Origin of the sequence: Janthinobacterium sp. GMG2 (assembly GCF_033949445.1) — a bacterium.
Lineage (GTDB): Bacteria > Pseudomonadota > Gammaproteobacteria > Burkholderiales > Burkholderiaceae_D > Janthinobacterium > Janthinobacterium aestuarii.
On the sequence record NZ_JAXAWA010000008.1, the window covers coordinates 15,151 to 40,016 of the forward strand.

22 protein-coding genes are annotated in these 24,866 nt (G+C 65.7%); 8 read left to right on the forward strand and 14 right to left on the reverse strand.

Features of this window, described 5'->3' with window-relative positions; genetic code table 11:
• Positions 1-44: 44 nt before the first annotated feature.
• From argF to SKZ59_RS23900, 6 genes are all read right to left on the reverse strand, one after another.
• Positions 45-965, reverse strand: a complete 921-nt coding sequence (gene argF, locus SKZ59_RS23875; RefSeq protein WP_034759379.1) for an ornithine carbamoyltransferase — start codon at positions 963-965, stop codon at positions 45-47.
• Between the two features lie 284 nt (positions 966-1,249).
• Positions 1,250-4,099, reverse strand: coding sequence for an ATP-binding protein (locus tag SKZ59_RS23880; RefSeq protein WP_319993153.1), 2,850 nt, complete (start codon positions 4,097-4,099; stop codon positions 1,250-1,252).
• 180 nt (positions 4,100-4,279) lie between these two features.
• A complete protein-coding gene (locus tag SKZ59_RS23885; RefSeq protein ID WP_070300827.1) occupies positions 4,280-4,732 on the reverse strand; it encodes a hypothetical protein in 453 nt (150 codons plus the stop codon).
• 268 nt (positions 4,733-5,000) lie between these two features.
• Positions 5,001-5,906 carry a ribosome small subunit-dependent GTPase A gene (rsgA, locus tag SKZ59_RS23890; RefSeq protein WP_319993154.1) on the reverse strand — a complete coding sequence of 302 codons (906 nt, stop codon included), beginning with the start codon at positions 5,904-5,906 and terminating at the stop codon, positions 5,001-5,003.
• Complete coding sequence (locus tag SKZ59_RS23895) at positions 5,903-6,268, reverse strand: 4a-hydroxytetrahydrobiopterin dehydratase (protein ID WP_219330197.1); 366 nt, start codon at positions 6,266-6,268, stop codon at positions 5,903-5,905. Before SKZ59_RS23895 ends, rsgA begins: the two co-directional genes overlap by 4 nt.
• On the reverse strand, positions 6,265-7,545 hold the full coding sequence (locus SKZ59_RS23900; RefSeq protein WP_219330198.1) for a M48 family metallopeptidase: 1,281 nt from the start codon (positions 7,543-7,545) through the stop codon (positions 6,265-6,267). The genes SKZ59_RS23895 and SKZ59_RS23900 overlap by 4 nt, the downstream gene beginning before the upstream one ends.
• A 56-nt stretch (positions 7,546-7,601) precedes the next feature.
• Between SKZ59_RS23900 and orn the strand changes: the two genes are divergently transcribed.
• Positions 7,602-8,210 carry an oligoribonuclease gene (gene orn, locus SKZ59_RS23905; protein ID WP_175444464.1) on the forward strand — a complete coding sequence of 203 codons (609 nt, stop codon included), beginning with the start codon at positions 7,602-7,604 and terminating at the stop codon, positions 8,208-8,210.
• Positions 8,211-8,350: 140 nt separating this feature from the next.
• Here the strand turns inward: orn and SKZ59_RS23910 are convergent, their stop codons facing one another.
• Together SKZ59_RS23910 and gcvA are read right to left on the reverse strand one after the other, a co-directional pair.
• Positions 8,351-8,716 carry a hypothetical protein gene (locus SKZ59_RS23910; protein WP_319993155.1) on the reverse strand — a complete coding sequence of 122 codons (366 nt, stop codon included), beginning with the start codon at positions 8,714-8,716 and terminating at the stop codon, positions 8,351-8,353.
• Positions 8,713-9,657 (reverse strand): transcriptional regulator GcvA, encoded by a 945-nt coding sequence (gene gcvA / locus SKZ59_RS23915; RefSeq protein WP_319993156.1) that lies wholly within the window; start codon positions 9,655-9,657, stop codon positions 8,713-8,715. Before gcvA ends, SKZ59_RS23910 begins: the two co-directional genes overlap by 4 nt.
• Before the next feature lie 238 nt (positions 9,658-9,895).
• On the opposite strand from gcvA, the gene SKZ59_RS23920 reads away from it, so the two are divergent.
• The 5 genes from SKZ59_RS23920 (at position 9,896) to SKZ59_RS23940 (ending at position 14,866) form a co-directional block, all read left to right on the forward strand.
• A complete protein-coding gene (locus tag SKZ59_RS23920) occupies positions 9,896-10,795 on the forward strand; it encodes a DMT family transporter (protein ID WP_058051029.1) in 900 nt (299 codons plus the stop codon).
• Between the two features lie 213 nt (positions 10,796-11,008).
• The gene (locus SKZ59_RS23925) at positions 11,009-12,094 is read left to right on the forward strand and encodes a hemin-degrading factor (RefSeq protein WP_319993327.1); all 1,086 of its coding nucleotides are present in this window, start codon (positions 11,009-11,011) and stop codon (positions 12,092-12,094) included.
• On the forward strand, positions 12,082-13,020 hold the full coding sequence (locus tag SKZ59_RS23930) for a heme/hemin ABC transporter substrate-binding protein (RefSeq protein ID WP_319993157.1): 939 nt from the start codon (positions 12,082-12,084) through the stop codon (positions 13,018-13,020). Before SKZ59_RS23925 ends, SKZ59_RS23930 begins: the two co-directional genes overlap by 13 nt.
• Positions 13,017-14,069 carry a FecCD family ABC transporter permease gene (locus SKZ59_RS23935; RefSeq protein ID WP_070300838.1) on the forward strand — a complete coding sequence of 351 codons (1,053 nt, stop codon included), beginning with the start codon at positions 13,017-13,019 and terminating at the stop codon, positions 14,067-14,069. The genes SKZ59_RS23930 and SKZ59_RS23935 overlap by 4 nt, the downstream gene beginning before the upstream one ends.
• An 8-nt stretch (positions 14,070-14,077) precedes the next feature.
• The gene (locus tag SKZ59_RS23940; RefSeq protein ID WP_319993158.1) at positions 14,078-14,866 is read left to right on the forward strand and encodes an ATP-binding cassette domain-containing protein; all 789 of its coding nucleotides are present in this window, start codon (positions 14,078-14,080) and stop codon (positions 14,864-14,866) included.
• Positions 14,867-14,875: 9 nt separating this feature from the next.
• On the opposite strand, the gene SKZ59_RS23945 is transcribed toward SKZ59_RS23940, so the two are convergent.
• From SKZ59_RS23945 to SKZ59_RS23970, 6 genes are all read right to left on the reverse strand, one after another.
• Complete coding sequence (locus SKZ59_RS23945; protein WP_070300842.1) at positions 14,876-15,310, reverse strand: hypothetical protein; 435 nt, start codon at positions 15,308-15,310, stop codon at positions 14,876-14,878.
• Positions 15,307-16,746 carry an efflux transporter outer membrane subunit gene (locus SKZ59_RS23950; RefSeq protein ID WP_319993159.1) on the reverse strand — a complete coding sequence of 480 codons (1,440 nt, stop codon included), beginning with the start codon at positions 16,744-16,746 and terminating at the stop codon, positions 15,307-15,309. The genes SKZ59_RS23945 and SKZ59_RS23950 overlap by 4 nt, the downstream gene beginning before the upstream one ends.
• Positions 16,743-17,813 carry an HlyD family secretion protein gene (locus SKZ59_RS23955; protein ID WP_319993160.1) on the reverse strand — a complete coding sequence of 357 codons (1,071 nt, stop codon included), beginning with the start codon at positions 17,811-17,813 and terminating at the stop codon, positions 16,743-16,745. The genes SKZ59_RS23950 and SKZ59_RS23955 overlap by 4 nt, the downstream gene beginning before the upstream one ends.
• A gap of 28 nt (positions 17,814-17,841) precedes the next feature.
• Complete coding sequence (locus SKZ59_RS23960; RefSeq protein ID WP_319993161.1) at positions 17,842-19,365, reverse strand: MFS transporter; 1,524 nt, start codon at positions 19,363-19,365, stop codon at positions 17,842-17,844.
• Between the two features lie 117 nt (positions 19,366-19,482).
• Positions 19,483-20,403 carry a LysR family transcriptional regulator gene (locus tag SKZ59_RS23965; protein WP_319993162.1) on the reverse strand — a complete coding sequence of 307 codons (921 nt, stop codon included), beginning with the start codon at positions 20,401-20,403 and terminating at the stop codon, positions 19,483-19,485.
• Positions 20,404-20,480: 77 nt separating this feature from the next.
• Positions 20,481-21,179, reverse strand: coding sequence for a UPF0149 family protein (locus SKZ59_RS23970; protein ID WP_034759318.1), 699 nt, complete (start codon positions 21,177-21,179; stop codon positions 20,481-20,483).
• 103 nt (positions 21,180-21,282) lie between these two features.
• Here SKZ59_RS23970 and SKZ59_RS23975 point away from each other — a divergent pair, with 103 nt between their 5' ends.
• Complete coding sequence (locus SKZ59_RS23975) at positions 21,283-22,296, forward strand: serine/threonine protein kinase (RefSeq protein ID WP_319993163.1); 1,014 nt, start codon at positions 21,283-21,285, stop codon at positions 22,294-22,296.
• Between the two features lie 125 nt (positions 22,297-22,421).
• A complete protein-coding gene (locus tag SKZ59_RS23980) occupies positions 22,422-24,857 on the forward strand; it encodes a hypothetical protein (protein ID WP_319993164.1) in 2,436 nt (811 codons plus the stop codon).
• Positions 24,858-24,866: the final 9 nt, after the last annotated feature.

The following is a 24,866-nucleotide window of genomic DNA, read 5'->3' on the forward strand; positions in this document are numbered from 1 at the left end:
GTATGTATTGCGATGCTGCCAGGTTTTATGCAGTGCCGGGCGAATTATTGGATTTTACCGAGTAACAGGTATTCAATCAGCGCTTTTTGCACGTGCAAGCGGTTTTCCGCCTCGTCCCACACGACCGATTGCGGGCCGTCGATCACTTCGGCCGCCACTTCCTCGCCGCGGTGGGCGGGCAGGCAGTGCATGAACAGCGCGTCGGGTGCGGCGCGGGACATCTTCGCGCCATCGACGATCCAGCCGTCGAAGGCGGCGATACGTGCCGCGTTTTCCGCTTCGTAGCCCATGCTGGTCCACACGTCTGTGTTGACCAGGTGCGCGCCTTCGCAGGCATCCGACGGGTTCGCGAAGAAGGTATAGCGCTGCGTCTTGACTTGCGACAGGTCGATGTCGTAGCCCTTCGGCGTCGAGACGTTGACGTGGAAGCCGAACACTTCGGCCGCCTGCAGCCACGAGTACAGCATGTTGTTGGCGTCGCCGATCCAGGCGACGACCTTGCCGGCGATCGAGCCGCGGTGTTCGATGTAGGTGAAAATGTCGGCAAAGACCTGGCACGGGTGGTGTTCATTGGTCAGACCATTGATTACCGGCACGCGCGAATTGGCGGCGAAACGCTCGATGATCTCCTGGCCGAAGGTACGCACCATGATGATGTCGCACATGCGCGACATGACCTGGCCCGCGTCTTCCACCGGCTCGCCGCGGCCCAATTGGGAATCGCGCGTGTTCAGGTAGATGGCGGCGCCGCCCAGCTGGTGCATGCCGGCTTCGAACGACAATCGCGTGCGGGTGGAGTTCTTTTCAAAGACCATCACCAGGGTGCGGTCGATCAGTGGATGGTAGATTTCATAGTTCTTGAACTTGCGCTTGATCAGATGGGCGCGTTCGATCACATATTCATACTCTTCCAACGTGAAATCGGAGAACTGGAGGTAGTGCTTGATCGGTTTTTTTGTCGACATAATGACCACTTGAAGATGCGCAGGCCGCCGGCGGCGTGCCTTTCCCGCCGGGTTGCATCAGCGTACAACATCTCGTCTGATGACTGCCTCGCCCGGCGCGCTGCTGTGTTGATCGGTGCCAGCGCGACGCTTGTCGCGCGGGTCGATGCGGTTTGCCATGTTGAAAATAATGCAATGGCAAGTACTTCAGCCGTTCAATTATAAGGGTTTTGCTTTTAGATTGGAAAGACCGTCCGGGCGCGTACTTGTATAGGCAAGCCTGCACCCGGGCAAAGGGCGGCGGATTAATAGATGCTGGCGGGCGCGGCCCCGTCCAGCTGGGGCGCCACCAGCGGTAAATCCAGCGTGAAACGCGTGCCGGCGGGGCTGCTGGCCACTTGGATGGTGCCGCCCAGCAGCGCCGTGACGATGTTGTAGCTGATCGACAAACCGAGGCCGCTGCCGCCCTGGCCAAGCTTGGTGGTAAAGAAAGGGTCGAAGATGCGCGACAAATGCTGTTCGGCGATGCCGCCGCCATTGTCGGCGAAGACGACCTGCACGCGCGCGCCGTCGAGCGTGGCGGACAGGCGCATGCAACCGGTGCCGGCGGCACCGTCGTTGGGTGCGGGTGCGAAGGCGTGCAGCAGGGCATTGTTGATCAGATTGGTGATCACCTGGCCGAACGGGCCCGGATAGCTGTCCATGGCGATGCCGAATGCAATGTCCGTCTCGATGCGGTGGCCCGAACTGCGGATGCGGTTCATGACGGTGGCGATGATTTCATTGCTTACCTGTTGCAGGTCGAACTGGCGCCGCTGTTCGGTGGTGCGGTCGACGGCTACCTGTTTGAAGCTGTTGACGAGGTCGGCCGCGCTGTGCAGCCCGCGCATCACCAGCGCCGACGCCTTGCTTGCATCGTCGATGTAGGCGGCCAGGTCCGAGCGGCGCAGGCCGGGGCCGTTCATCAGGCGCTCCACGTCTTCGGTCTTTTGCAGCATGGTGCTGGCGATTAATAAACTGTTGCCGATCGGGGTATTGAGTTCATGCGCCACGCCGGCCATCAGCGAGCCGAGGGCGGCCAGCTTTTCCTGCGACGCCAGTTGCGCCTGGGCATCCTGCAGTTGCCGGTAGGCGCTGGCATTGTCGAGCGCGATGGCGCCATACGCGCACAGGGTGCGGAAGATCAGGCGTTCGCGTTCGCCGTAGGCATGGGCATGGCAAGCCTGCACCGTCATCACGCCCAGCACGCGTTCGCCCACCGTCAAGGGCACGTACAGCACGCTCTGGTTATGCAGGGTGCCGGGCACGGTGTAGGCGTGGCGCTTCGGCGGTACCTGGTCGATATACACTTCGCGCCGGCCCAGCAGGCAGCGCACGGAGTAGGCGCGTGGGTTGCTCAGTGGAATGGCGTTGTCGGACAAGGGGCGGCCCGCTTCCATGCCGTGCGCGCGGCGCAGCGCCGTGCCCGCCGCATCGAGCATGTAGACGGCGAAGGTGTTGACTGGCAGCAAGGCATGCACGTGGCGGTCCAGCACCTGGAATACGGCGCTGGCGTCGAGGTGGGTGGTGATTTCCTGGCCGATGGCCGACAGCCGTTCCAGGGTGTCGCTGGTTTGCTGCAGCACTTCGGCGCGCCGTGCTTCCGAGGCGGCCAGTTCGCGGTGGTGATAGCCTTCCGAGCGCGCATGTTCCGTCTGGTGGTAGACCTGCATGGCGGTGGCGCGGTTGCTTGCCTGCTGGGTGTGGCTTTTTTCGCGCGCCACGCCCGCCGCGAGGGCGATATCGTAGGCGCGCGCATAGTCGCCCGCATGCGCGTACTCGCGCGCCAGCGCATCGAGCAGTTCGCCGGGCGGCACATAGCCGTCGATGGAGGCGGCCACCTGCAGCGCCTGGTGCAGGAAATGCAGGGCGGGATTGCGTTCCTGCATGCCTGCGGGCGGCGGCAGGTCGTGGCGCGCATGCAGCATGGACAGCACGCGCAGCGCCGCCACCTGATGCATGGCGTCGCCCTGCGCGGTGGCCAGCTGGCAAGCCCGCTCGGCTGCCTGCAGCGCTTCGTCCGGGCGGTCCAGGTAAGACAGCGCGTGGGCGCTGCCGCGTTGCGCCATGCTGCGGAAATCGGCCTGGCCCAGCGCTTCGGCGCGCTGCGCCAGACGGCTGAAGGCGTCGAGCGCCGTGTCGTAGTCGCCTTTGTCCAGGCTCAGTTCGCCCAGGTGGAACAGGGCGTTGGCATAGGTGCGCGCGCCCGCCATGGGAGTCAGGATGTGCAGCGCTTCGCGCAGCAAGTCTTCCGCCGCGCCCAGGCGCCCCAGCTTGCGCATGGTTTCGGCCGTATGCGTCTGGCAGGCGCCGATGCTGCGCGGCCAGCCCGTGGGGCGCGCCAGGTCCAGCGCGCACTGCATCCATTCGAGCGCCGATTCGTTGTCGTTGAGGCTGGAGAAACAGTCGCCGATATTGATGGCGGCCGTGATGGCGCCGCGCAGCTGGCCGCTTTCCAGGGCCGCTTCGTAGCTTTGCATGTAGTGGCCGGCGGCCGCGCCCAGGTCGCGCGACGTGTGCGCCAACAAGCCGCGGAAATCGTGCACCCAGGCGGCCAGCGGCGCGGGCAGCTTGCCGCTGGCGCCGTCGGCCCGGAAGTGGCCGCCCCAGCGGGCCTGGGCGGCCGGCGCGTCGCGCAAGACGGCCCAGCGCGCCGTGGCCGCGTCGGCCAGGCTGGCGCGCATCGCATCGCCGGCGCCACGCGCTTGCTGCGCCGCGGCCAGCAGTTCGGCATCGCAGCGGGCATGGTCGCCGCGGTCGACGGCGATCGAGGACAGCAGCCAGTGGGCGTCGGCGCAGCCGGCGCCGTCGCCGTGTGCGCCGCAGGTGGCGCACGCGGCCATGGCCAGGCTTTCCGCGGAGTCGAGCGCGCCTTGCAGCCAGGCCACTTCCGCCTGCACCAGTTGCAGACGCGCGCGCGCCTGTTCCAATGCGGCCGCATCGAAGTCGGCCAGCGGCAGCAGCAGATGCGCTTCCTCGCTCAGCGCAATTGCTCTGTTGCCGTCACGCTGGCGCAAATGCCAGGACAGCAACAGCAGCAGCGGTACGCGCCCGGCGCCGCGCAACGGCAGCAATGCGCTTTCCCACTGCGCTACGTCATGTTCGAGCGCGAACATTTCCATTCAAGCATTCTCCCCGCAAACAGTGGCGCCAGCCTGTGTCCGCACAGGCCATGTGTCATGGCATTGTAAGCTGCATTCAGGGGAATTGTTCAGTACGCCTGTCAGAATTATGTCGCCGGCATGACGCCGCAGGCGGGGCGATTTGCCCCATGCCGCATGCGCTCTGCCGTGCGCCTAGCGTGAAACCAGACGAACGCTGTTGACGCTGACGCCGCTGATGCTGCGCGTGTCGTCAGGCAGGCGCAAGCCCGACAGCAGCTGGGCGTTGTCGATGGTCACCTGTTCGCCCGCATTGCTGAAGGCGAATGTTGCACCTTTCTGGGTGGCAAACTTGCCAGCCCCGATGGGAAGGATTCTCACACTGGGTTTTGGCTGCATTTCGCGGTCGTCGATCAGGCGGCCGTAGAAGTGACTGTCTTGCTGGCGCACTTCCAGCCGTTGCCCGTTCGACAGGCGGTATTGCCGTTCGATCTCGGACGCTTCCTGCGCCGTCACATGGTAGTACGCGTTGCTGCTGACTCTGACACTGCCAGTGGTTTGTGGAGTCGCAACGGTTTGCGCGTGGGCGGTGCCGGCGACAAGCGCGAACAGGGCGGCGGCAAGGGGGAGGAAACGTTTGGTATGCATGACATTCACCTTCGATCAGGATGGCTGGATGGATGGGAGTTAGATCGTGTGGTCGCTGGCAGGTTTCCGGCAGGGACTGGTGACAAGGTAGCAAACGGCCTTTGCCATCGCCAGCGGCAGGCGATGGAAGGCAGGTTTTACGCGATGAAGTGCATAAAACGGCAGATGAACGGTTTTGGGATTAAAGTCGGAAGGCGTGCTCGGCGGCGAAATTAAATTTCGCCTGCCGGGTGTTTTGCGGCGCTATATTTGAATGGGGAAATATTTCTTAATACAAGGTCTGCGCCGATTCGTGCAGCAGCTGGCCGTACAGGGTATGGCGCATCTTGGCAATCTTGCCTTCCGATAAGGCTTGCAGGATGGCGCATTGCGGCTCGATCAGGTGGCGGCAGTTATAGAACTTGCAGCCGCCAAGATACGGCTGGAATTCGCGGAAGGCCCGCTCCAGCATGCCTTCGGACAAATGGTACAGGCCGAATTCCTGGAAGCCGGGCGAATCGATGATGGAGCTGTTCGAGCCCAGTTCGTCGAGCTTGTACAAGCGCGTAAAGGTCGTCGTGTGCTTGCCCGTGTCGAGCGCGGCCGAGATTTCGCGCACGGCGATGTCGGCGTCCGGCACCAGCAGGTTGATCAGCGACGACTTGCCCATGCCCGACTGGCCGATCAGGATCGACGACTGGCCCGCCAGCAGCGGCGCCAGGGTGGCCACGGCGTGCTCGGGTTCGGCACGGGCCGACACTTCATCGACGGGGTAACCCATCGAGGAATACGGCAGCAGGCGTTCGCGGGCGCGCTCCAGCGAAGCCGTCACGTCCGTTTTGTTGAGGATGATGCGCGCTTCGATGCCGGCCGCGTCGGCCGCCACCAGCGAGCGCGAGATCAGGTCGTCGGCAAAGCCCGGCTCCGTCGCAACGACGATGAACAGCTGCGTCAAATTGGCGGCCAGCAATTTCGACTTGTACTGGTCCGAGCGGTACAGCAGGGTCTTGCGTTCCTCGATGCGGTCGATGACGGCCTGGTCGTTCGAGGTGCGCGTCAGGTGCACGATGTCGCCCACGGCCACATTGGTTTTCTTGCCACGCGTCACGCATTGCAGCTTGGCGCCGTCCACGTCGGCCAGGTAGTGGCGGCCGTGGGCGGCGATGATGACGCCCGTCAACTTGCCTTCGCTCATGCGGACACCTGGCTGCTCTGGTAGATGAGGTCTGCCTTGGCGGCGCAGATAAAGTCGTTTTCGGACAGGCCGCCGGCGCCCTGGTTGACCGAGTGCGTATCGTAGCGCACGGCGCAGGTTTTGTAAGTAATGATGAGCTCCGGATGGTGGTCTTGCGTATGGGTCATATAGGCCAGGGCGTTTACGAACGCCAGGGTCTGGTAGTAATTCTTGAAGCCGAAGTCGCGGCACAGCTTGCCGTTTTGCACCGTCCACTGGGGCAGCAGGGCGTGCAGGGTGGCGATGTCCGTGTCGCCCAGCGCCTGCTGGCGCTGCGCGCAGGACAGTTGGGCCAGGTCTTGCGAGGTCGATGGCGTATTCATGTGGCAGCCCCTTTCAGGTGGCGGATGCGCACGCTGGCCGGCGGGTGGCTATCGTAAAAGGCCGAGTGCAGCGGGTCGGGCGTCAAGGTCGACGCATTGTCTTCATACATTTTGACGAGGGCCGAGACGAGGTCGTCCGCCTGCGTGTGCGTGGCGGCAAAGGCGTCCGCTTCGAATTCGTGCTTGCGCGAGCTGAGCGACGTCAACGGTCCCAGCAGGAAAGTGAAGACGGGCAAGGCCAGCATGAACAGCAGCAGGGCCAGCGCGTCCGTCGGCTGGCCAGTGAGCGCCAGGGCGACAGGGTCAACACCGAGGCCCGCGTAAAACCATGGCTGCGTCTTCAGGAAGCCCAGCAGCGCCAGAAAGCCCAGCGAGATGACGAACATCATGGCGATGCGCTTGACGATGTGCTTGAGCTTGAAGTGACCCAGTTCATGCGCCAGCACGGCTTCGATTTCCTGCGGTGCCAGGCGCGACAGCAGGGTGTCGAAGAAGACGATGCGCTTGTTGGCGCCAAAGCCCGAGAAATACGCATTGCCGTGGGCGCTGCGCTTCGAGCCATCCATGACGAACAGGCCTTTCGAAGCGAAACCGACGCGCTGCATCAAGCCTTCGATGCGGCTTTTCAGCGCTTCGTCGGCCAGCGGCGTGAATTTGTTGAACAGCGGGGCGATGACGGTCGGGAACAGCACCATCATCAGCAGCTGGAAGCCGCTCCAGACGAACCACGCGTACAGCCACCACAGGTCGCCCGACTTGGCCATCAGCGCCAGCACGACCCAGATCAGCGGCAGGCCGATGGCCGCGCCCAGGCCCACGCCCTTGAGCATGTCCGTGAAGAACAGCTTGCGCGCCATGGTGTTGAAGCCGAAGCGCTGCTCCAGCACGAATTGGCGGTAGTAATCGAAGGGCAGGTCGATCAGGCCGGAAATGGCGGCAAAGGCGGCGATCAGGCCGATCTGGTACAGCATGGGCGAGCCCGGCCCCATCCATTCATTCAGGTGCAGCGCCAGCCATTGCAGGCCGCCCAGCAAGGTAAAACCGATCAGCACGGCGTAGTTGACCAGCAAGGTCAGCAGGCCGAACTTGGTCTTCGCCACCGTGTAGTCGGCCGCCTTCTGGTGCGCGGCCAGCGGGATTTTTTCCGCGAACTCGGGCGGAACAGCGGCGCGGTGGGCCAGCACGTGGCGAATCTGCCGCGAAGCGAGCCAGAAGCGCACGGCCAGGGTCAAAACGAGGACGGATACAAACAAAATCGAAAACGCGAGTGAATACATTCTGTGCCTGTGAGAAAATGGCTGATTATTTAGTTTGATTAGGCCAAGAGAGAATTATGTCACAAGCGACCGACTTAACTGCAGCCACCTCTGCATCCGCCCCCGCACCCACCGTGCCGGCACGTCCAAACGAGATGAACCTGGTCTGGGTCGACATGGAAATGACGGGCCTGGAGCCCGATACCGACCGCATCATCGAAGTGGCGGTCGTGGTGACGGACATGCACTTGAACCTGCTGGCCGAAGGCCCCGTGTTCGTGATTCATCAATCCGATGAAACCCTGAACAAGATGGATGCCTGGAACAAGGGCACGCATGGCCGCTCGGGCCTGATCGACAAGGTGAAAGCGTCGACCGTGACGGAAGCGCAGGCGGAAGCGGAACTGATCGCGTTCCTGAAGAAATACGTACCGGCAGGCAAGTCGCCCATGTGCGGCAACACCATCGGCCAGGACCGCCGCTTCATGGTGCGCGGCATGCCAAAGCTGGAAGCGTTCTTCCACTATCGCAATGTTGACGTATCGACACTGAAAGAGCTGTGCAAGCGCTGGAAGCCGGAAATCGCCACCGGTTTCAAGAAACACCAGAAGCATACGGCGCTGGCCGATATCCTGGAATCGATCGAGGAATTGAAGTACTACCGCGAGCACTTCATCAAGTTGTAATGATGTTGTCGGCTTACGCGCTGCGCGCTAAGCCGACCTACGTGCTCTGATCTGTTGCTCCGGCTGGTTTGGTGGTGTTGTCGGGTTACGGGCCATCCACCGCCGCTGGCGTAGGTCGGCGTTGGTCGGCGTAGGTCGGCTTAGCGCCCTGGCGCGTAAGCCGACGCATCCACCGGCTCGACATCGAGGGTGGACCAAGCGCCATCCTCACCCTGCCATTCCAGCGCAAACGGTCCCGTTTGCCGTAAAGCCGTGATCCAGCGCACTGCGCCAGGCTGGCGGAAATAGGCCGCGCACTGGCCGAACGGCTGGCCCAGCCGGCGCAGCACCAATCCCTCGCCCGCCACGGCGCACCATTGCTCATGGTCATCGATCAAGGCTGCGGCCGGGTCGCCATAGAACTCGCCCACGCTGGCTTGCCGGCCATCGGCAGCGATCACCGTGGCGTGCTCATATTCATGCTGGACACTATATGCGGCGCTGCGCGCCAGTTCCCTGCTCGTCATGCTGTCTCCACGGTGGGCCAGACGGTTTCCTGGTCGGCGCGCGCCTCGGCGATCAGCCATTCGCAGAATGCATGCACGAGGGGCCGCGTTTCCGCCTGGGGCGAGCGCAGCAGATAATAGCAGTGGGGGCCGCGCACGGCGTGTTCGAATACGCGCACCAGGCGGCCCGAGCGCAGGTCGTCGCCGATCAGGGGGCTGGCGGCAATGGCCACCCCTTGACCGCTGGCGGCCGCGTCCAGGCACAGATAGGTGTGCGAAAAGCGCGCGCCGCTGTTGCCGCTATTGCCGCTGTAGTGCACGCCGCAACTGTGCAGCCAGCGCGTCCAGTCGATTTCGCCGGGCAGGTGCACTTCCGGCTCGTCGTGCAGCAGCGGATAGCGCAGCAGGTCGGCGGGCTGGCGCAGGCTGGCCGCGTTGGCGCGGAAATCGGGGCTGCAGACGGCGGAAAACCATTCTTCCATCAGTAAATCGACTTTCAGGCCCGGATAGCGGCCCGGTCCCAGGCGGATGGCCACGTCCACGCCGTCGCGCGCCAGGTCGACCGGGTGCATCGACGCGAGCACGCGCAGCTCGATCTGCGGATAGCGGTCGCGCAGCCGGCCCAGGCGCGGCATCAGCCAGCGCGAGACGAGCGAGCTGGTGGCCGTCACCGTCACCACCTTGTCGTCGCCCTGGCGCCGCGCCTGCTCGGACACGTCGGCCAGCTGGTTGAGGATCGGTCCCAGCGAGGCCGCATAGCGCTGGCCGGCATTGGTCAGCACCACGCCGCGCGGCAGGCGCTGGAACAGCACGATGCCCAGCCACGCTTCCAACTGCTTGACGTGGTGGCCGATGGCGCCGGCCGACACGTGCAATTCTTCGCCCGCGCGCTGGAAGCCTTCATGGCGGGCGGCCGACTCGAAGGCGTGCAGGGCGGCAAGTGGGGGCAAGGGACGTGACATGGCGTTCTCAAGAGAATTGAGCCTCAGTATTATTTGGCCTATCCGTGAAGAATATTGGTTTGTTTCATTTTGCGCAAGCGAATATGATGCCGTCACTGCGTGAAGTGACCCGCAATAGGATTTACGCATGCATCATCTCCCGGCCTTGCTGGGCATTTATATTTACAACGTTACAACGCCTGGAAAACCGTCGCGATACGCAGCAGGTTTGCCCAGGTGTACTCAAAGAGGTTTAGTCATGTCTGATCGCCGCGCTGTTGCGCTGGTGTTGCTGTCGGCCGCCGGTTTCGGCAGTTCCGCAGTGTTTGCCAAGGCGGCATATGCGTCCGGGGTCAACCCGTCGACCATGCTGGCCTTGCGTTTCGTTATCGCCGCCATGCTGTTGCTGCCGCTCGTGTGGCTCGGCGGCTGGCGCTTGCCGCGCGGCCGCCTGCTGGCCGGCTACATGCTGATGGGCCTGATGTACACGGCCCAGTCGCAAGGCTATTTCAATGCCCTCATGTATGCCAGCAGCGGCCTGTGCGGCATGCTGCTGTACGTGTATCCCGTGCTGGTCACCATCCTCGCGCTGGCGCTGGGCTGGGAAAAGCTGGACCGCCGCATGCTGGTGCTGATGGCGCTGGCCATTGCCGGCATGGCCATCACCCTGGGCGGCAAGCTGCAGGGCCAGCCCATCGGCATCGCCCTGGCATTGATGGCGGCCGGCGTGTACGCCGTGTACATCCTGTTTGGCAACAGCCTGTCGAAAAGCCGCGAGAATATTCACCCATTGGCCGCCTGCGTCGTGATTTTGGGCACGGCAGGCCTGTCGAACAGCGCGATCGCCTTGTGGCAGGGCGTGTCCTTGCCAGGCACGGCGACGGGCTGGCTTGCCGTCAGCGCCATCGCCCTGTTTTCGACGGCCATCGCCATTGCCGCCTTCTTTGCCGGCGTGGCGCAGATCGGCGCGGCCAAGGCGTCCATCATTTCCACGTTCGAGCCCGTGATCACGATGGCGTTCGGCGTGACCTTGCTGAAGGAGTCCGTCAGCGGCACGCAATTGCTGGGCGGCGCCATGGTGCTGGCCGCCGTCGTCTTGCTGGCGCAGCGGCCCACTGCCAAGCCGGTCTCCATGCCGGCCGTGCAAGCGAGCGCCTGACTTTTTTTCCCGAACTGATCGGTTGTATCGATCGGTCTCCTTTGCGCCGCGACAGGTTTCCTGTCGCGGCGCTTTTTTTTTGCGCGGTTTTTCTTCACATAAATAACACTTGATTGCGAATGATTCTCATTTATAATTGACTTCAAGATTCCCCCACCACCAGCCAGCCCATGCCAGCCAGTGTTCGCCTTGAAAGGAGACACCGTGTCGAGCATGCCCCCTATTTGCAATACCGAGCTGGTCACCAGCGAATTTACCCGCCTGCGCCGCGAGAAAAAAGCCCGCCACCGCGACATCGCCGAAGACCTGGGCATTTCCGAAGGCGAGCTGATCGCCGCACATGCGGGCCTGTCGCTGGCCAATGGCGCCTTGCTGGGCGCCGAGCGCCTGCAGCCCGACTGGCCCGCCATCATTGCCGCGCTGCAACCGCTGGGCGAAGTCATGGCGCTGACGCGCAACGCTTCGTGCGTGCATGAAAAGACGGGTGTCTATCGAAAAGCCAGCCACAACAACCACGTGGGCCTGGTGCTCGGTGGCGACATCGACCTGCGCGTGTTCTACCGCCAGTGGGCGCATGGCTTTGCCGTACGCGAGATGGGAGAAAAGGAAGTGCAGCGCAGCCTGCAGTTTTTCGATGCGGCCGGCCAGGCCGTGCACAAGATTTTCCTCAAGCCGCAAAGCGATATTGCCGCCTACGACGCGCTGGTCGCGCATTTTGCCGACACGGACCAGGCGGCCGGCATCGCCGTGAAGGCGCCAGCGCCGCCGCCGGCCGAGCTGCCCGACGCGCAGATCGACGTGGCCGGCTTTCGCGCCGCCTGGGCCGACTTGCGCGATACGCATGAATTTTTCACCATGCTGAAAAAATACTCGGTCTCGCGCCTGCAGGGCTTGCGCCTGGCCGAGGCGCGCTTCGTGCAGCAGCTCGACAAATCCTGCGTGCTCGACCTGCTCAAGGACGCCGCGCTTGAAAAAGTATCGATCATGGCCTTCGTCGGCAATGCCGGCATGATCCAGATCCATTCGGGGCCCGTGCACAAGATCGCCGTGATGGGGCCGTGGATCAATATCCTCGACACGCGCTTCAACCTGCATTTGCGCGAAGACCATATCGCCAGCGCCTGGGTGGTGAAAAAGCCCACGGTCGATGGCCTGGTGACGTCCGTGGAACTGTTCGACGCCAAGGGCGACACCATCGTCATGTTCTTCGGCGAGCGCAAGCCGGGCGTGCACGAGCTGTGCGAATGGCGCCATATCGTCGACAGAGTGGCGCGGGAGGGCGAACTATGCGCCGCATGATCGCCGCCAGCGTGGCGCGCCGCATCGCGCTGAAAAAGATGGGGGCGGGAGCCCTGGCGCTGGCCGCGCCGATGCAGGTGCTGGCCGCCGTCAGCGACGCGGGTAAACCCGTGGCGAAAGCGCGGCGCATCGTCAGCGTGGGTGGCGCCCTGACGGAAATCGTCTATGCGCTCGAGGCGCAGGGCGAACTGGTGGGCGTCGATACGACGTCGCTGTATCCGGCTGTGGCGCAACAACTGCCGCAGGTCGGCTATGCGCGCACCTTGTCGGCCGAGGGCGTGCTGTCGCTGGCGCCCACGCAGCTGATCGCCACCGAGGAAGCGGGGCCGCAAGCCGTGCTGCGCCAGGTACGCGATGCAGGCGTGCCGGTGGCGGTGCTGAACGCGAATAACCAATTCGAAGGCTTGCTCGAACGGGTGAAACAAGTGGGCCAGATCACGGGCCGGCCCGACCCCGCCGCGCGCCTGGCGCAAGCCTTGCAGCAGCAGTGGGACGGCGCCCTGGCCAAGGTGCGCCAGCGCGGCCACTCGCCGGTACAATCAGCCGTGCGCGTGCTGTTCATCCTCGCGCATGCGCCGAACCAGGTGATGGTGGGCGGGCGCGAGACGGGCGCCGACGCCATGCTCGCGTATGCGGGCGCCGTCAATGTGATGGGCGGGCAGGGTGGATTCGCCAGCTACAAACCGCTGACGCCGGAAGCCGTGATCGCCGCGCGGCCCGACATCGTGCTCGTCACGGACCAGGGCTTGAAGGCCTCGGGCGGCGTGGACGGCATCTTGAAACTGCCAGGCCTGGCGCAGACGCCGGCCGGGCGCAAGCACCGCATCGTGTCGCTGGAAGCCATGCTGCTGCTGGGCTTTGGCCCGCGCATGCCGCAGGCGCTCATGGAACTCGACGCCGCCTTTGCGAAAGCCATGGCTGCATGAACGTGGCCTCCGTGGTGTCCGCCGCTCCATGGCGCTGGCCACGCTGGGGCGCAGGCGGGCTGCTGGCGGCCGCACTGGCTGGTGGTCTGCTCATCGCCGTGCAGGCGGGCGCCGTGCCCGTGACGCTGGCCGACTGGCTGGCGCCATTTCAAGCGGGCGGCGAGGCGCTGTCCGGCGGCGCCTATGTGCTGTGGCATATCCGTTTGCCGCGCGCCCTGTTCGCCGCCCTGATCGGTGCCGCGCTGGCGCTGGCCGGCGGCCTGACGCAAGGGCTGTTCCGCAATCCGCTGGCCGACCCGGGGCTGCTGGGCGTGAGCAGCGGCGCCGCCTGCGCGGGCGCGGCCACCATCGTCTTTGCCGCCAGCCTGCACGTGGCGCCCGAGCTGCGTGTGTGGCTGCTGCCGGGGGCCGCGTTTGCGGGCGCCATGCTGATCTGCGTCCTGCTCGACCGCGTTGCCCGCTGGGCCACACCCGGCTCCATCGTCGGCCTGCTGCTGACGGGCGTAGCGCTGAACGCCATCACGGTGGCCGTCATGGGCCTGTGCATCTACCTGGCCAGCGACGACCAGTTGCGCACCCTGACTTTCTGGACCCTCGGTTCGCTGTCGGCCGGCAGCTGGCGCCAGGTGGCGGCTTTGCTGCTGGTGCTGGCCGGCGCGCTGTGGGCCACGCGCTTCCTGATGCGCTCATTGAACGCGCTGGCGCTGGGCGAGGCGCAGGCGCTGCACGTGGGCGTCGACGTGGGCCGGCTGCGCACGCAGGTGATCGTGCTGGTGGCCGTGCTGACGGGGTTTGCCGTCGCCTGGTGCGGCGGCATCGGTTTTATCGGCCTGATCGCGCCGCACCTGGTACGCACCTGGCTGGGCGCCGACCAGCGCCGCGTGCTACCGCTGTCCATGCTGGCCGGCGGCTTGCTGCTGCTATTGGCCGACACCCTGGCGCGCACCGTCGCCATTCCCGCGGAAGTCCCCGTCGGCATTTTCACGGCCTTGCTGGGCGGGCCATTTTTCTTGATGCTGTTGCGGCGCTTCCGCCACGGCACGGCCTAGAGGTGAACATGACGCCCCTGCTGGAACTCTCCTTCGCCACAACACAACTGGGCCAGCAGTATTTCGGCCCCTTCAACGTGCGGGTGGCGCCCGGCGAGCGCATCGCCATCCTCGGTCCCAGCGGCGCGGGCAAGTCGACCCTGCTCAAACTGATGGCGTGCGAATTGCAGCCGCAGGCGGGCCAGGTGGTGCTTGCCGGCCGTCCCCTGGCGCAGTGGCCGCTGGCCGAACTGGCCCTGCGCCGCGCCGTGCTGCCGCAAGGCTCGAACGTGGCCTTCGGCTTGCAGTGCGAACTGGTGATCGGCCTCGGGCGGGTGGCGCGCCTAGTCGACCCGCAGCTGGAACGGATCGTGCAGGACGCTGCCGCCCTGGCCCGCGCCGGGCATCTGCTGGGCCGCCGCCTCGATACCCTGTCCGGCGGCGAGCAGGCGAGGGTGCAGCTGGCGCGCATCTTCGCGCAGATGTGGGATGTGCGCGATGGCTTGATACTCGTCGATGAACCGCTGGCGGCGCTCGATCCCGGGCTGCAGTTCGATCTGCTCGACAGCCTGCAGCAGTTCTGCGCCACGCGCGGCCACGCCGTCATCGCCATCCTGCACGACATCAATCACGCCTTGCTGGGCTTCGAGCGGCTGCTGCTCGTGCGTTCGGGCCAGCTGGTCGCCGACATCGCCAGCGATGCCGGCGCCGTGCCCGCCCTGGCCGCGCTGTACGGCATCGCCCTGACGACGGCCACCAGCAGCGATGGCCACGTGTGCGTCATCCCTGCCAGGAGCGCCGTGCGCAGGGCGGCCTGACCGACTCACTCACCACACGTCCGCCGCGCGCGGCCGCGCCATCTGGCCGCTGCCCAGCAGCCACACCATCAGGGCGTCGGCCTGTTCGCGTGTGGCCGCCACTTCCTGCACGATGCCGAAGGCTTTCATGGCGCCGGCCGCCATCGCCTGCAGGCGCGCGCGCCGTTCCGCGTCCGCCTCGATGGACACCAGACCCCGGCAAATGGCGGCCAGCGCCACCTTGTGATGCTTGAGCCACAGGCCGCGCCGCTTGCGGTCGACGTGCGCTTCATCGCTGCGCTCCTCTTCGAACAGCATGACGAACGGTTCGCCATGGCGCAACAGGGCGTCCATGTCGTTTTCCCACAGCGGGGCATAGCCGGCGACGGCCGTTTCAGGGCGAAAGCGCACGATGGGAAAGTCGCTGACGTCGTGGATGGAAAAATGTGCGGGGTTCGGTTTCATTGGGTACTTTCTTGCGAGGTGCTTGAAAAGGCTTGCCAGCCGCCGCCCAGCGCCTTGTAGACCTGGACCAGCGACAGCGACGCGGTGGCGCGGCTGTCGACCAGCGCCGCTTCGTTGTTCAACAAGGTGTTTTGCACGTGCAGCACGTTGATCAGGTCCGTGCCGCCCTGGCGGTACTGCAGTTCCGCGCTGCCCAGCGCGCGCCGTCCCTGTTTGACGGCTTCATCGAGGCTGGCCTGGCGGCGGGCGTTGGCCTGGTAGCCGGACAAGGCGTCTTCCACCTCGTGCCAGGCGGCCAGCACGGTCTGCCGGTAGGCGATGGCCGCTTCCTGCTGCTGCGCCTCGCGCAATTGCAGGTTGCCGCGCAGGCGGCCGCCATCGAACAGGGGCACGCTGAAGCCGGGACCGAAGGCAAAGCGTTTGGCGTCCCAGCCGATATCGGACAGCTGCATCGCTTGCAGGCCGACGCTGCCCGAGAGCGTGATGCGCGGATAAAAATCACCTTGCGCCACGCCGATGGCGGCCGTGGCCGCGTGCAGCTGCGCTTCGGCGCGGCGGATGTCGGGACGCCGCTCGGCCAGTCTGCTGGGCACGCCCCGCTGCACCTGCATGGCCACAATAGGGATATCCTTGCTGGCCCCCAGTTCCGCCTGCAGCGACTGCGGCGGCAGCGCCAGCAAGAGGGCGAGGGCATTGCCCAGGCGCGCTACGCGCTGCTGCAGCGGCGGCAAACGCGCTTCGATGGTGGCCACGTGGGTCGCCGCCTCGGACTCGTCGAGCTGCGTCGCCGCGCCTTCGCGCAGGCGGATGCGGGTCAGCTCCAGCGTATGGCGGGCGATGTCGAGCAGCTGCTGCGTGATGGCCAGGGTTTGCTGCGCGCCGCGCAGCTCGATGTAGTCGCGCGCCGTCTCGGCCAGCACGGCCAACAGCACGCCGCGCTGCGTCTCCATCGCCACGTCGACCCGCGCGTCGGCCGCTTCGACTTCGCGCCGCACGCGGCCCCACAGGTCCAGCTCCCAGGCTGCATCGAGGTTGCCTTGCCACAGGCTGTAGGCGGATTTTCCGTTCAGACGCGACGGGTCGCTCAAGCCTTGTTCGCTGTTGCGCGCGCGGCTGTAGCCGCCATTCGCGCCCAGCGACGGGCCTTGCGCGGCACCGATGACGCCACGCGCGGCGCGGCTTTGCTCCAGCCGGCTGGCGGCCGCCAGCACGTCGAGGTTGGCGCCGGCGGCGCGCCGCAGCAGGGACGACAAGGTCGCGTCGCCAAAGCTGTCCCACCAGTGCTGCTCGATGGCGCCATCCTGTGCCGCCGCGAATCGGACATCTTCCGCCTGACGCCATTGCTGACCCAGGTCATGGGGCGGGCGCTGGAAGTCGGTGCCGACGCTGCCGCAGCCGGCCAGGCCCAGGGCCGTGATCAAGATCAGTGCTTTCATCGCGCGCTCACCTGTTGCAGCTGTTGACGGCGCGCGGCCGTATCGATGCGCACTTCGGCCGACATGCCCACGCGCAGGCGATGTTCGCCATCCTGCGCCGGGTCGAGCGCGATCCTGACGGGGATGCGCTGCACCACCTTGGTGAAGTTGCCGGTGGCGTTTTCCGGCGCGATGGCGGCAAACGTTACGCCCGTGGCCGGCGCGATGCTGTGCACGGTGCCGTGCAGGAGCACGCCCGGATAGGCATCGACGGCGATACTGGCGCGCTGGCCCTGGCGCACGTGCGTGAGCTGGGTTTCCTGCAGGTTGGCGACAACGAAGCTGCGGTTCAGGGGCACCACGGCCATCAGGCTGGCGCCGGGCGCCACGAGGGCGCCGACGCGCACGGCGCGGCGTCCCACGATGCCGTCGATGGGGGCGCGCAGCTGCGTATGCGACAGATCCAGTTCGGCCCGTTGCAGGCTGGCGCTGGCGCGCAGCAGGGCTGCTTCGGCTGCGCCTTGCTGCGCTTGCAAAATGTCCGTCTGCTTGCGGGTGGCGACGAGGGCGGCGCGGTTTTGCGCCAGGCGCGCGCGGCTCACGTCGTAGCGCGACTGCGCCTGCTGCGCATTCTGCACGCTGCCCGCGCCCTGGCCGGCCAGGTGCGTTGAACGGGCCAGTTCCTGCTGCGCCAGTTTGTCTTCCGCCTGGTTGGCCTCGACCAGGGTGGTGGCTTGTTCGATCACCGATTGCTGGCGCTGCACCGTGGCGCGGGCATAGTCCAGCTGCGCCTCGGCGCCCGCGACTTCGGCGCGGGCCGAGGCGGCGGCGGCCTGATAATCGCGGTCGTCGATGCGGGCCAGCAGCTGACCCGCCTTGACAGCCTGGTTGTCTTCCACCAGCACTTCCCGCACGATGCCACCCACCTTGGGGGAGAGCACGGTGTAGTCGGCGCTGATGAAGGCGTCGTCGGTGCCTTGTTCATCGCTGCGGGAAAACAGCAGTTGCCAGGCGCAAAAGGCGAGGGCGCAGGCCAGCAGGGCCAGGCCGAGGAGAAAAGCGCGCGAGCGCAGTATGGGTTTTTGCATGGGGATGCTCTTTCGTAAAAATGAAAATTCAAGCGGCGCGCGGCGGATAGACGCGCGTCGGCAGGATGGGAATGATCACAATCATGGCCAGCGCGATGGCGGCCACGCAGAGGTACAGGTCGGACGAGGTCAGGGTGACGACTTGCGCATGCATGCGCTGCGCCATTCCCGCCATGTCCACGCCGACCTGCAGGTTGCCCAGGCGTTCGCTGAGCACCGTCGAATGAAAATGGTTGCGGCGCGTGATCAGCGCATCGAGCACGCCGGTGGCGACGACGGCCGACATGCCCTTGATGGTGTTGAACCAGGCCGAGGCGAATGGGCCATCCTGCGGCGCCAGGCCCGTGGTGGCCAGCAGCAGCAATGGAATCACGGCCATCGGTTGCGCAAAGATCTGCACCGCTTGCAGCAGGTAGAAATGCGTGCGTATCCAGTCGGGCGACATGCGCGCGCCCAGCACGCAGGAGACGGCCAGCATGCCCAGGCCGATGGCCAGCACCCAGCGGCAGTCGACGGCGCGCAGATTGCACATAGCGGCCACCAGCGGCAAGGCGATCAATTGGGGTAGCGCCACCATCAGCATCACGGGCGCCGTTTGCAGCGGACGGTAGGCGTGCACCTGCGCCAGGTAGGACGAGGGGATCAGGATCACGGCCAGCAGCACGAACAGCACGCCGCCCAGGGTCAGCAGGGCGTGGCTGAGATTACGCCGCGACAGCAGCTGCAGCTTGAAAAACGGCAGCGGATGCGACCACTCGTTGATGAAGAACAGCACCAGCAGCACGGCGCCGCCGCCCAGCAGCACGCAGATCAGGGGCGAGGCGAACCACGCCAGGCGTTCGCCCTGCAGCATGCCCACCACCAGCATGCTGATGGCGGGCAGGCCAAGCAGCAGGCCGCACCAATCGAACTGGCGGAAGCGTTCGAGGCGCAGCGGGTCTTGCGGCAAGCCCCAGGACACCATCAGCAGGGCGACGATGCTGCCCGGGACGACTTGCCAGAACGCCCATTGCCAGCCCAGGTACTCGGTCCAGAAGGCGGCCAGCGGCGTGCCCAGGCTGGGACCGAAAGTGGCGCTCAGCGCATAGCCGCCCAGGCCATACAGCTTGATGTTCGGCGGCAGGAAGCGCAGCGCCACCGTCATCAGCATGGGCGGCAGGGCGCCGCCGGCCACGCCCTGCACCACGCGCAGTATCATCAGCACGGACAGGTTCGGCGCAAACGGGCATAGCAGGCCCGCGGCCATGCAGACGATGATGGCGCCGGCCGTCAGGCGGCGCAGCGAGAACGTGACGGAACACCACGGCGCGAACGCCATGGCCGACACCGAGGCGGCCGCATACAGGGCCACGAGCCAGCTGGCGTCGTCGCGCGCGATGCCCATGGCGCCGCGGATGTCGGCCAGGGCGACCTTGGTGATGTTTTCATTCAGGCCGGCCACCAGCACGGCCAGCAGCACGCCGGTCAGGCCCGTGGCCAGGCGCAGGCCGAAGGCGGGAGGAGCAGGCGGCGCGGCCGCGGGGACGGCGCCGGGAAGGGGTACAGCGGACACAGGGAACTCCGTGGATGAGGATCAGTCCACGCAGTATAGATAGCCGTTAATCTTGTGAAAATTGATAATTAAGGAAGTGTGAATTGCGTCTGGCGCAATGATGGTTGAGCTCAGCCCTTAGGTGCCTGGCGGCGTGCCGCTGCACAGCTCCTTGATCATGCGGCGCAGCCAGCGGTGCGCGTGGTCGTGGTCGAGGCGCGGGTGCCAGGCCTGGAAGACTTCCACGCTGTCGACGGGGATGGGCAGCTCGAACGTGCGCAGCTTCAGGCCCAGGCGCTCGACGATGGCCAGCAGCGGTGTGGGCATCAAGGGCAGCAGCAGGCGCGAATCGGCCACGGCGAAGATGGCGGACTGGAAGTTGGGGCTGATCAGCGAAACCCTGCGCGTGTAGCCCCGCTCCTCCAGGGCCGTATCGAACGGGCCGCGCGCCAGGCCGCGCCGCGAGACGCTGATATGCTCGTACTCGGTAAAACTGTCGAGGTTGATGGGGCCGTCGAAGATCGGGTGGTCGCTGCGGGCGATGCCGACAAAGCCGCTGCTAAACAGCTGCTGCAGCTTGATGTCGGGCGCAAAGGCGCGCCGCGCGCTGATGTACAGGTCGATGCGGCCAGCGTGCAGGGCGTCGTTTTCCGTGGCGCCGTCGCCTTCGGGCACGAAGCGCAGCACCGTGTGCGGCGCGTGCACGGCCAGCAGGTCGCGCAGCTTGCCGCCGTAGGCGCCGACAAACACGTCATTGGCGCACAGGCTGAAGGTGCGTTCCAGGGTGCGCAAGTCGACTTCGCGGCCCGACGTGAAGATGGCGTGCGCCTGCTCCACCACGCCGCGCACCTGCTCGCGCAATTCCAGCGCGCGCGGGGTGGGCGCCAGGCCGCGCCCGGAGCGCACGAAGACGGGGTCGCCGATGGCGTCGCGGATGCGCGCCAGGGTGCGGCTCATGGCCGGCGCGCTCAAGTTCATGCGCCGCGCGGCGGTCACGGCGCTGCCTTCCTCGAGCAGGATGTCGAGGGCGACGAGCAGGTTCAGGTCGGGGAGTTTCATGCGCCGATTATAGCCCGGGGGCCAGCGTCGGCGCTGCGCCGGCAGGACGCCGGCGCAACAGGGATGCTACTGCGCGATTACTCGGCTGCCGGCTCGGCGCCGCAGCATTTCTTGAACTTCTTGCCGCTGCCGCAAGGGCAGTCGTCGTTGCGGCCCACTTTCGGCTCTTCGCGCTTCATGGTTTGCACCGGTGCCTTGCGGCGCGGGACCCAGAAACGGTGGATGGCCGGCAGGTTCGCTTCCAGTTCCTGCGCCAGCTTGTGCGCCTTGACAGGGTCTTCCACCAGTTTCAGCTCTTCTTCCTTGATTTCGTCGGCGCCCAGCAGGTAGATAGGCTGCATCAGTTCGGCCACTTCGGAATCCCAGATCTCGTTCCACGAGCCCGGACGCAGTTCCATGCCGTCCCAGAAGCCCCAGCACCAGGCTTCGGCGTCGATCAGGGTCTGGCCTTCGTAGTCGTGTTCGACGAACAGGGCTTCGAATTCTTTCGGCGCCACTTCGAACGTCACCAGCACTTCGTTCATGAAGCGCATGATCAGGTTGACGATGCGCTCTTCTTCCTTGCTGTTCTTGAACTTCGGCGCGTCGTTGACATCTTCGCCCCACACGCGCGGCAACCACTCGGCCGGCATGATCGGTTCCGGACCGATGGCCACGGCCGTCAGATAGCCGTGCAGCATATCCATGGTCATCGCGTCTTCGGAGCACCGGTCCGACAACAGGAATTGGTCTAATTCGTCAAATTCTTTTTCTGATAATGGCTGTTCGAGTTGCATGGCTTGCTCTTTGATTGAATGTAAGGCGCCAGTATACGCCTTGCTGCGGCTTGCCGCCCAAGTGTTTGCACCGGCGGCCCGCGCGCGCCTTACAATGTCGCTTATGCACAATGAAAACCAGCCGCACGAGGACGACCGGCCCGTCCATCCCTTTTCCGCCCTGAGCCCCGATTGCGTGCTCGACGCCCTCGACAGCGTGGGACTGCGCGGCGATGGCCGCCTGCTGGCCCTGAACAGCTATGAAAACCGCGTCTACCAGGTCGGCATCGAAGACAGCGCGCCGCTGGTGGCCAAGTTTTACCGCCCCGCGCGCTGGAGCGATACGGCCATCCTGGAAGAACATGCATTCGTGTCCGAGCTGGTCGAGCGCGAAATCCAAGTGGTGCCGGCGCTGGAAATCAACGGCAGCACCCTGCACCAGTACCAGGGTTTCCGCTTTGCCGTCTTCCCCCGCCATGGCGGCCGCGCGCCCGAGCTGGACGACCCGGCCACCCTGGAATGGATAGGGCGCTTCATCGGCCGCATCCACGCCGTCGGCGCGCTGTCGACCTACAAGGAACGGCCGGCGCTCGACCACCAGACGTTCGGCGTCGAACCGCGCGAGTTTCTATTGGAAGGCAATTTCCTGCCGCCCGAACTGCTGGCCGCCTATTCCAGCGTGGCGCAGCAGGCGCTCGACGGCGTCAAGCGCTGCTATGACCGTGCGGGCGACGTGGCCATGCTGCGCACGCACGGCGACTGCCATGGCGGCAATGTGCTGTGGACGGACGCCGGCCCCCATTTCGTCGATTTCGACGATAGCCGCATGGGACCGGCCATCCAGGACCTGTGGATGATGCTGTCGGGCGAGAGCAGCGACCAGGTGCGCCAGATGAGCGACATCCTGGCCGGTTACGAAGACTTTTGCGATTTCGACCCGCGCCAGCTGTACCTGGTCGAAGCGCTGCGCACCCTGCGCCTGATCCATTATTCGGCCTGGCTGGCGCGCCGCTGGGACGACCCCGCCTTCCCCGTCGCCTTCCCGTGGTTTAACACGCAGCGGTATTGGCAGGACCGGATATTGGAACTCAGGGAGCAGGTGGCCTTGATGGACGAAGCGCCATTGTGGCCTGTTTGACCTAAACGCAGGAAAAGGGCGGTAAACGCCCCTCTTCTTGCCGCGCTGATTTGTGCATGCCTGTTCGATAATGGTGGTAATAAATTCCTAGAAGCAACGGAATTCACCCGAACAAGCGAGAAATCATGCAAGCACAGCAAAATCAGCGCCAGGCCGCCTCCCTCACCGTCGCGTATTCCGCCGACGACGAGTTCGACCAGGACAGCATCGTCTCGCTGCATGATTTCAAGGACCTGGAAAGCAAGGCGGAAGCGCCTGCTGCCGCCATCACGCCCGCACTGCAAGCCGAACCGCAGGCCGAGGCGGCAGTCGAAGCCGACAGCAAGGCGCCCGCCGTCGAACGCCAGAAAATGGAATTGAAAGCCATCCACGAGGCGATTGCCCGCGTGGAAGCGGAAGCGAAAGCTACCTGCGCCGCCGAAAGCCGAGCCCTGGCCGAGGCGCGCGTGCGCTCGCTGGCCGAGGACCGCGCCGCCATCGACGCGGCCGCCGCCGCCGCCGCCCAGCAAAATGCGCAGGCAGCCGAAGAAGCGATTGCCGCCAACCGCGAACGTCTCGATACCATGCGCGCCGCCGCGCAAGCGAGCGTGGCCCGCCTGGAAGCCGTCAAGCAGGAGACGGCCGAACTGCGTGCCCGCGTGGAGTCCGATAACGAAATCCGCCTGGCCGCCGAACAGCGTTCGCGCGCCGAGCAGGAAAGCCGCTTGCGCGCCAGCGAACAGGTGGCCGTGCAGTCGGAACTGGCCGAGCAGGCCGCCCGCGCCGCCGAAGAATTGCAAGTGCAGACGGAGCAGGCGCGCCTGCAGGCCGTCGAGCGAGTCGCCGCCGTGCAGGCGGCCAAGGAAGAAATGGTGGGCATCGCCTCGGCCGATGCACGAGTTGCCGTGCTGGCGCGCGAACGCGAGCGCCATGCGCACGGTGCGCGCCAGACGGCGCAGATGCTGGCCGAAGCGGAAAGCGAAGCGCTGGACTTGACGGTGCAGCGCGAGCGCGCCGACCAGATCGCGCTGGAATCGGCCTTCAACCGCGCCGCCGCCGAAGTGCGCGCCTTGGAAGAAGCGCGCGCGCTGGCGCACCTGGAACAGGAACGCGAAGCCATCGCCTTGGCGCAGGCGGAATCGGAACGCCATGCGGCGCAATCGCTACGTTTGCGCCTGCAGACGGAAAAGGAATTGCGCGACGCGGCCATCCACCGCGAGCGCCTGGAAATGGTCGCCGTGGCCAGCGCGCAGGCGCGCCGCGATGCCGACGTGCGCATCCTTGCCGCCACCGAGGCACGCATCGAGGTGGACCGCCAGCTGCGCGCCGTGGCGCTGGCCCGCGTGGCCGCCGAACAGGATGCGGAAATCGCCGGCCACGCCAAGCTGGAAGCGGAAACGGCGGCCCTCGAAGAAACCAAGGCCCGCGAAGCGGCCGAGCAGGCAGCCGCGGTGGCCGCCGCCCGCGAACTGGAAGAGCAGCAGCGCGCCGCCAGTCTGGCGCAGGAACGCGCCGAACTGGCGCGCCAGGCGTCGGAACTGGCCGCCAGCCAGAACGAAGCCGAGCAAGCCGAAGTCGATGCCGGCAAGGCGACATTGGCCGCGCAGGAGCAAGCGTCGCAACTGGCGCAGGAAAAAGCCCGTCAGGCAGAGCAGCTGCTGCAGGCGGAGCAGGAGCGCCTGGCCGCGGAACAAGCCGCCATCGCCGCCTTGAAAGAAAAACTGGAAGCGGAAGCGCTGGCATTCAACGCGGCGCAGGAACGCATCGCCACCGAAGGCGCGCAAGCGGAACTGCTGCGCGGCCAGCAGGCGGCCGAACAGGCTTTGCGGGAAGCGGCGCGAAAAGAAGCGGACGCCATTCGCATCCTGATGGACCAGGCCTTGGTCGAAGGCGAAAAAAAGGCCGCCGCAGCGCTAGCCGTGCAGGCGCAGGCACGCCTGGCCGTGGAGCTGGGACAAGTGCATAGCGAGCGCGCCCGCGTGGAAGAAGACAAGGCGCAAGCGGCCGATGCGCTGCTGGCGTCCGAGCGCGATTTCGTCGCGGCCGAACGCGAGTCGCTGGCCCTGATCGCGCAAAAACTGGTGCAGCAGCGCCAGACCAGCAGCGCCGAAGAGCGCGCCTCGCAAGCCATCGCCGGCCGCCTGGAAGCGGAAAAGCAGGCGACGGCAGCCGCCGAAGCGCGCGCCGCCATGGAACAGCAGGCGCTCGATGCCATGCGCCAGCGCGAGCAGCTGGAACTGGCCGCACAGCAGGCCGCCAGCGAGAAACTCGACGCGCAGCAAGCCTTGCTGACCAGCGCCCAGGCCCATGCGGCCCTGCAGCGCAAGGCGGCCGAGACGACGCGCGCGATGGCGGCTGCCAAGCAGCAGTTGCTGGAACGGGAGATGGAGCGCGCGCAGCAGCAGGAGCGCGAACTGGCCGCCCTGCGCGCCAGCCTGGAGCAACCGCAAAGCGCGTTTTCCAGCTCCCTGACCGCCGCCCGCGCGAAAGCCGAACAGGTGAGCTCGGCCAGTTTGACGCGGGAAGTGATCGAGCGATTGACGCAGCCGAATGACGCTGGTGCCGTCTGGCGTTCGCGCTAGGCTGTAACG

What these genes read in the sequence shown, in the direction of transcription:
- SKZ59_RS23920 (WP_058051029.1), top strand. Translation starts at nt 9,896, where the DNA reads ATGTCTGATCGCCGCGCTGTTGCGCTGGTGTTGCTGTCGGCCGCCGGT.
- SKZ59_RS23955 (WP_319993160.1), bottom strand. Translation starts at nt 17,813, where the DNA reads ATGCAAAAACCCATACTGCGCTCGCGCGCTTTTCTCCTCGGCCTGGCC.
- SKZ59_RS23925 (WP_319993327.1), top strand. Translation starts at nt 11,009, where the DNA reads ATGCCCCCTATTTGCAATACCGAGCTGGTCACCAGCGAATTTACCCGC.
- SKZ59_RS23885 (WP_070300827.1), bottom strand. Translation starts at nt 4,732, where the DNA reads ATGCATACCAAACGTTTCCTCCCCCTTGCCGCCGCCCTGTTCGCGCTT.
- SKZ59_RS23945 (WP_070300842.1), bottom strand. Translation starts at nt 15,310, where the DNA reads ATGAAACCGAACCCCGCACATTTTTCCATCCACGACGTCAGCGACTTT.
- SKZ59_RS23930 (WP_319993157.1), top strand. Translation starts at nt 12,082, where the DNA reads ATGCGCCGCATGATCGCCGCCAGCGTGGCGCGCCGCATCGCGCTGAAA.
- gcvA (WP_319993156.1), bottom strand. Translation starts at nt 9,657, where the DNA reads ATGTCACGTCCCTTGCCCCCACTTGCCGCCCTGCACGCCTTCGAGTCG.
- SKZ59_RS23980 (WP_319993164.1), top strand. Translation starts at nt 22,422, where the DNA reads ATGCAAGCACAGCAAAATCAGCGCCAGGCCGCCTCCCTCACCGTCGCG.
- SKZ59_RS23880 (WP_319993153.1), bottom strand. Translation starts at nt 4,099, where the DNA reads ATGTTCGCGCTCGAACATGACGTAGCGCAGTGGGAAAGCGCATTGCTG.
- SKZ59_RS23895 (WP_219330197.1), bottom strand. Translation starts at nt 6,268, where the DNA reads ATGAATACGCCATCGACCTCGCAAGACCTGGCCCAACTGTCCTGCGCG.
- SKZ59_RS23900 (WP_219330198.1), bottom strand. Translation starts at nt 7,545, where the DNA reads ATGTATTCACTCGCGTTTTCGATTTTGTTTGTATCCGTCCTCGTTTTG.
- rsgA (WP_319993154.1), bottom strand. Translation starts at nt 5,906, where the DNA reads ATGAGCGAAGGCAAGTTGACGGGCGTCATCATCGCCGCCCACGGCCGC.
- SKZ59_RS23950 (WP_319993159.1), bottom strand. Translation starts at nt 16,746, where the DNA reads ATGAAAGCACTGATCTTGATCACGGCCCTGGGCCTGGCCGGCTGCGGC.
- SKZ59_RS23910 (WP_319993155.1), bottom strand. Translation starts at nt 8,716, where the DNA reads ATGACGAGCAGGGAACTGGCGCGCAGCGCCGCATATAGTGTCCAGCAT.
- SKZ59_RS23935 (WP_070300838.1), top strand. Translation starts at nt 13,017, where the DNA reads ATGAACGTGGCCTCCGTGGTGTCCGCCGCTCCATGGCGCTGGCCACGC.
- SKZ59_RS23940 (WP_319993158.1), top strand. Translation starts at nt 14,078, where the DNA reads ATGACGCCCCTGCTGGAACTCTCCTTCGCCACAACACAACTGGGCCAG.
- SKZ59_RS23975 (WP_319993163.1), top strand. Translation starts at nt 21,283, where the DNA reads ATGCACAATGAAAACCAGCCGCACGAGGACGACCGGCCCGTCCATCCC.
- SKZ59_RS23970 (WP_034759318.1), bottom strand. Translation starts at nt 21,179, where the DNA reads ATGCAACTCGAACAGCCATTATCAGAAAAAGAATTTGACGAATTAGAC.
- argF (WP_034759379.1), bottom strand. Translation starts at nt 965, where the DNA reads ATGTCGACAAAAAAACCGATCAAGCACTACCTCCAGTTCTCCGATTTC.
- orn (WP_175444464.1), top strand. Translation starts at nt 7,602, where the DNA reads ATGTCACAAGCGACCGACTTAACTGCAGCCACCTCTGCATCCGCCCCC.
- SKZ59_RS23965 (WP_319993162.1), bottom strand. Translation starts at nt 20,403, where the DNA reads ATGAAACTCCCCGACCTGAACCTGCTCGTCGCCCTCGACATCCTGCTC.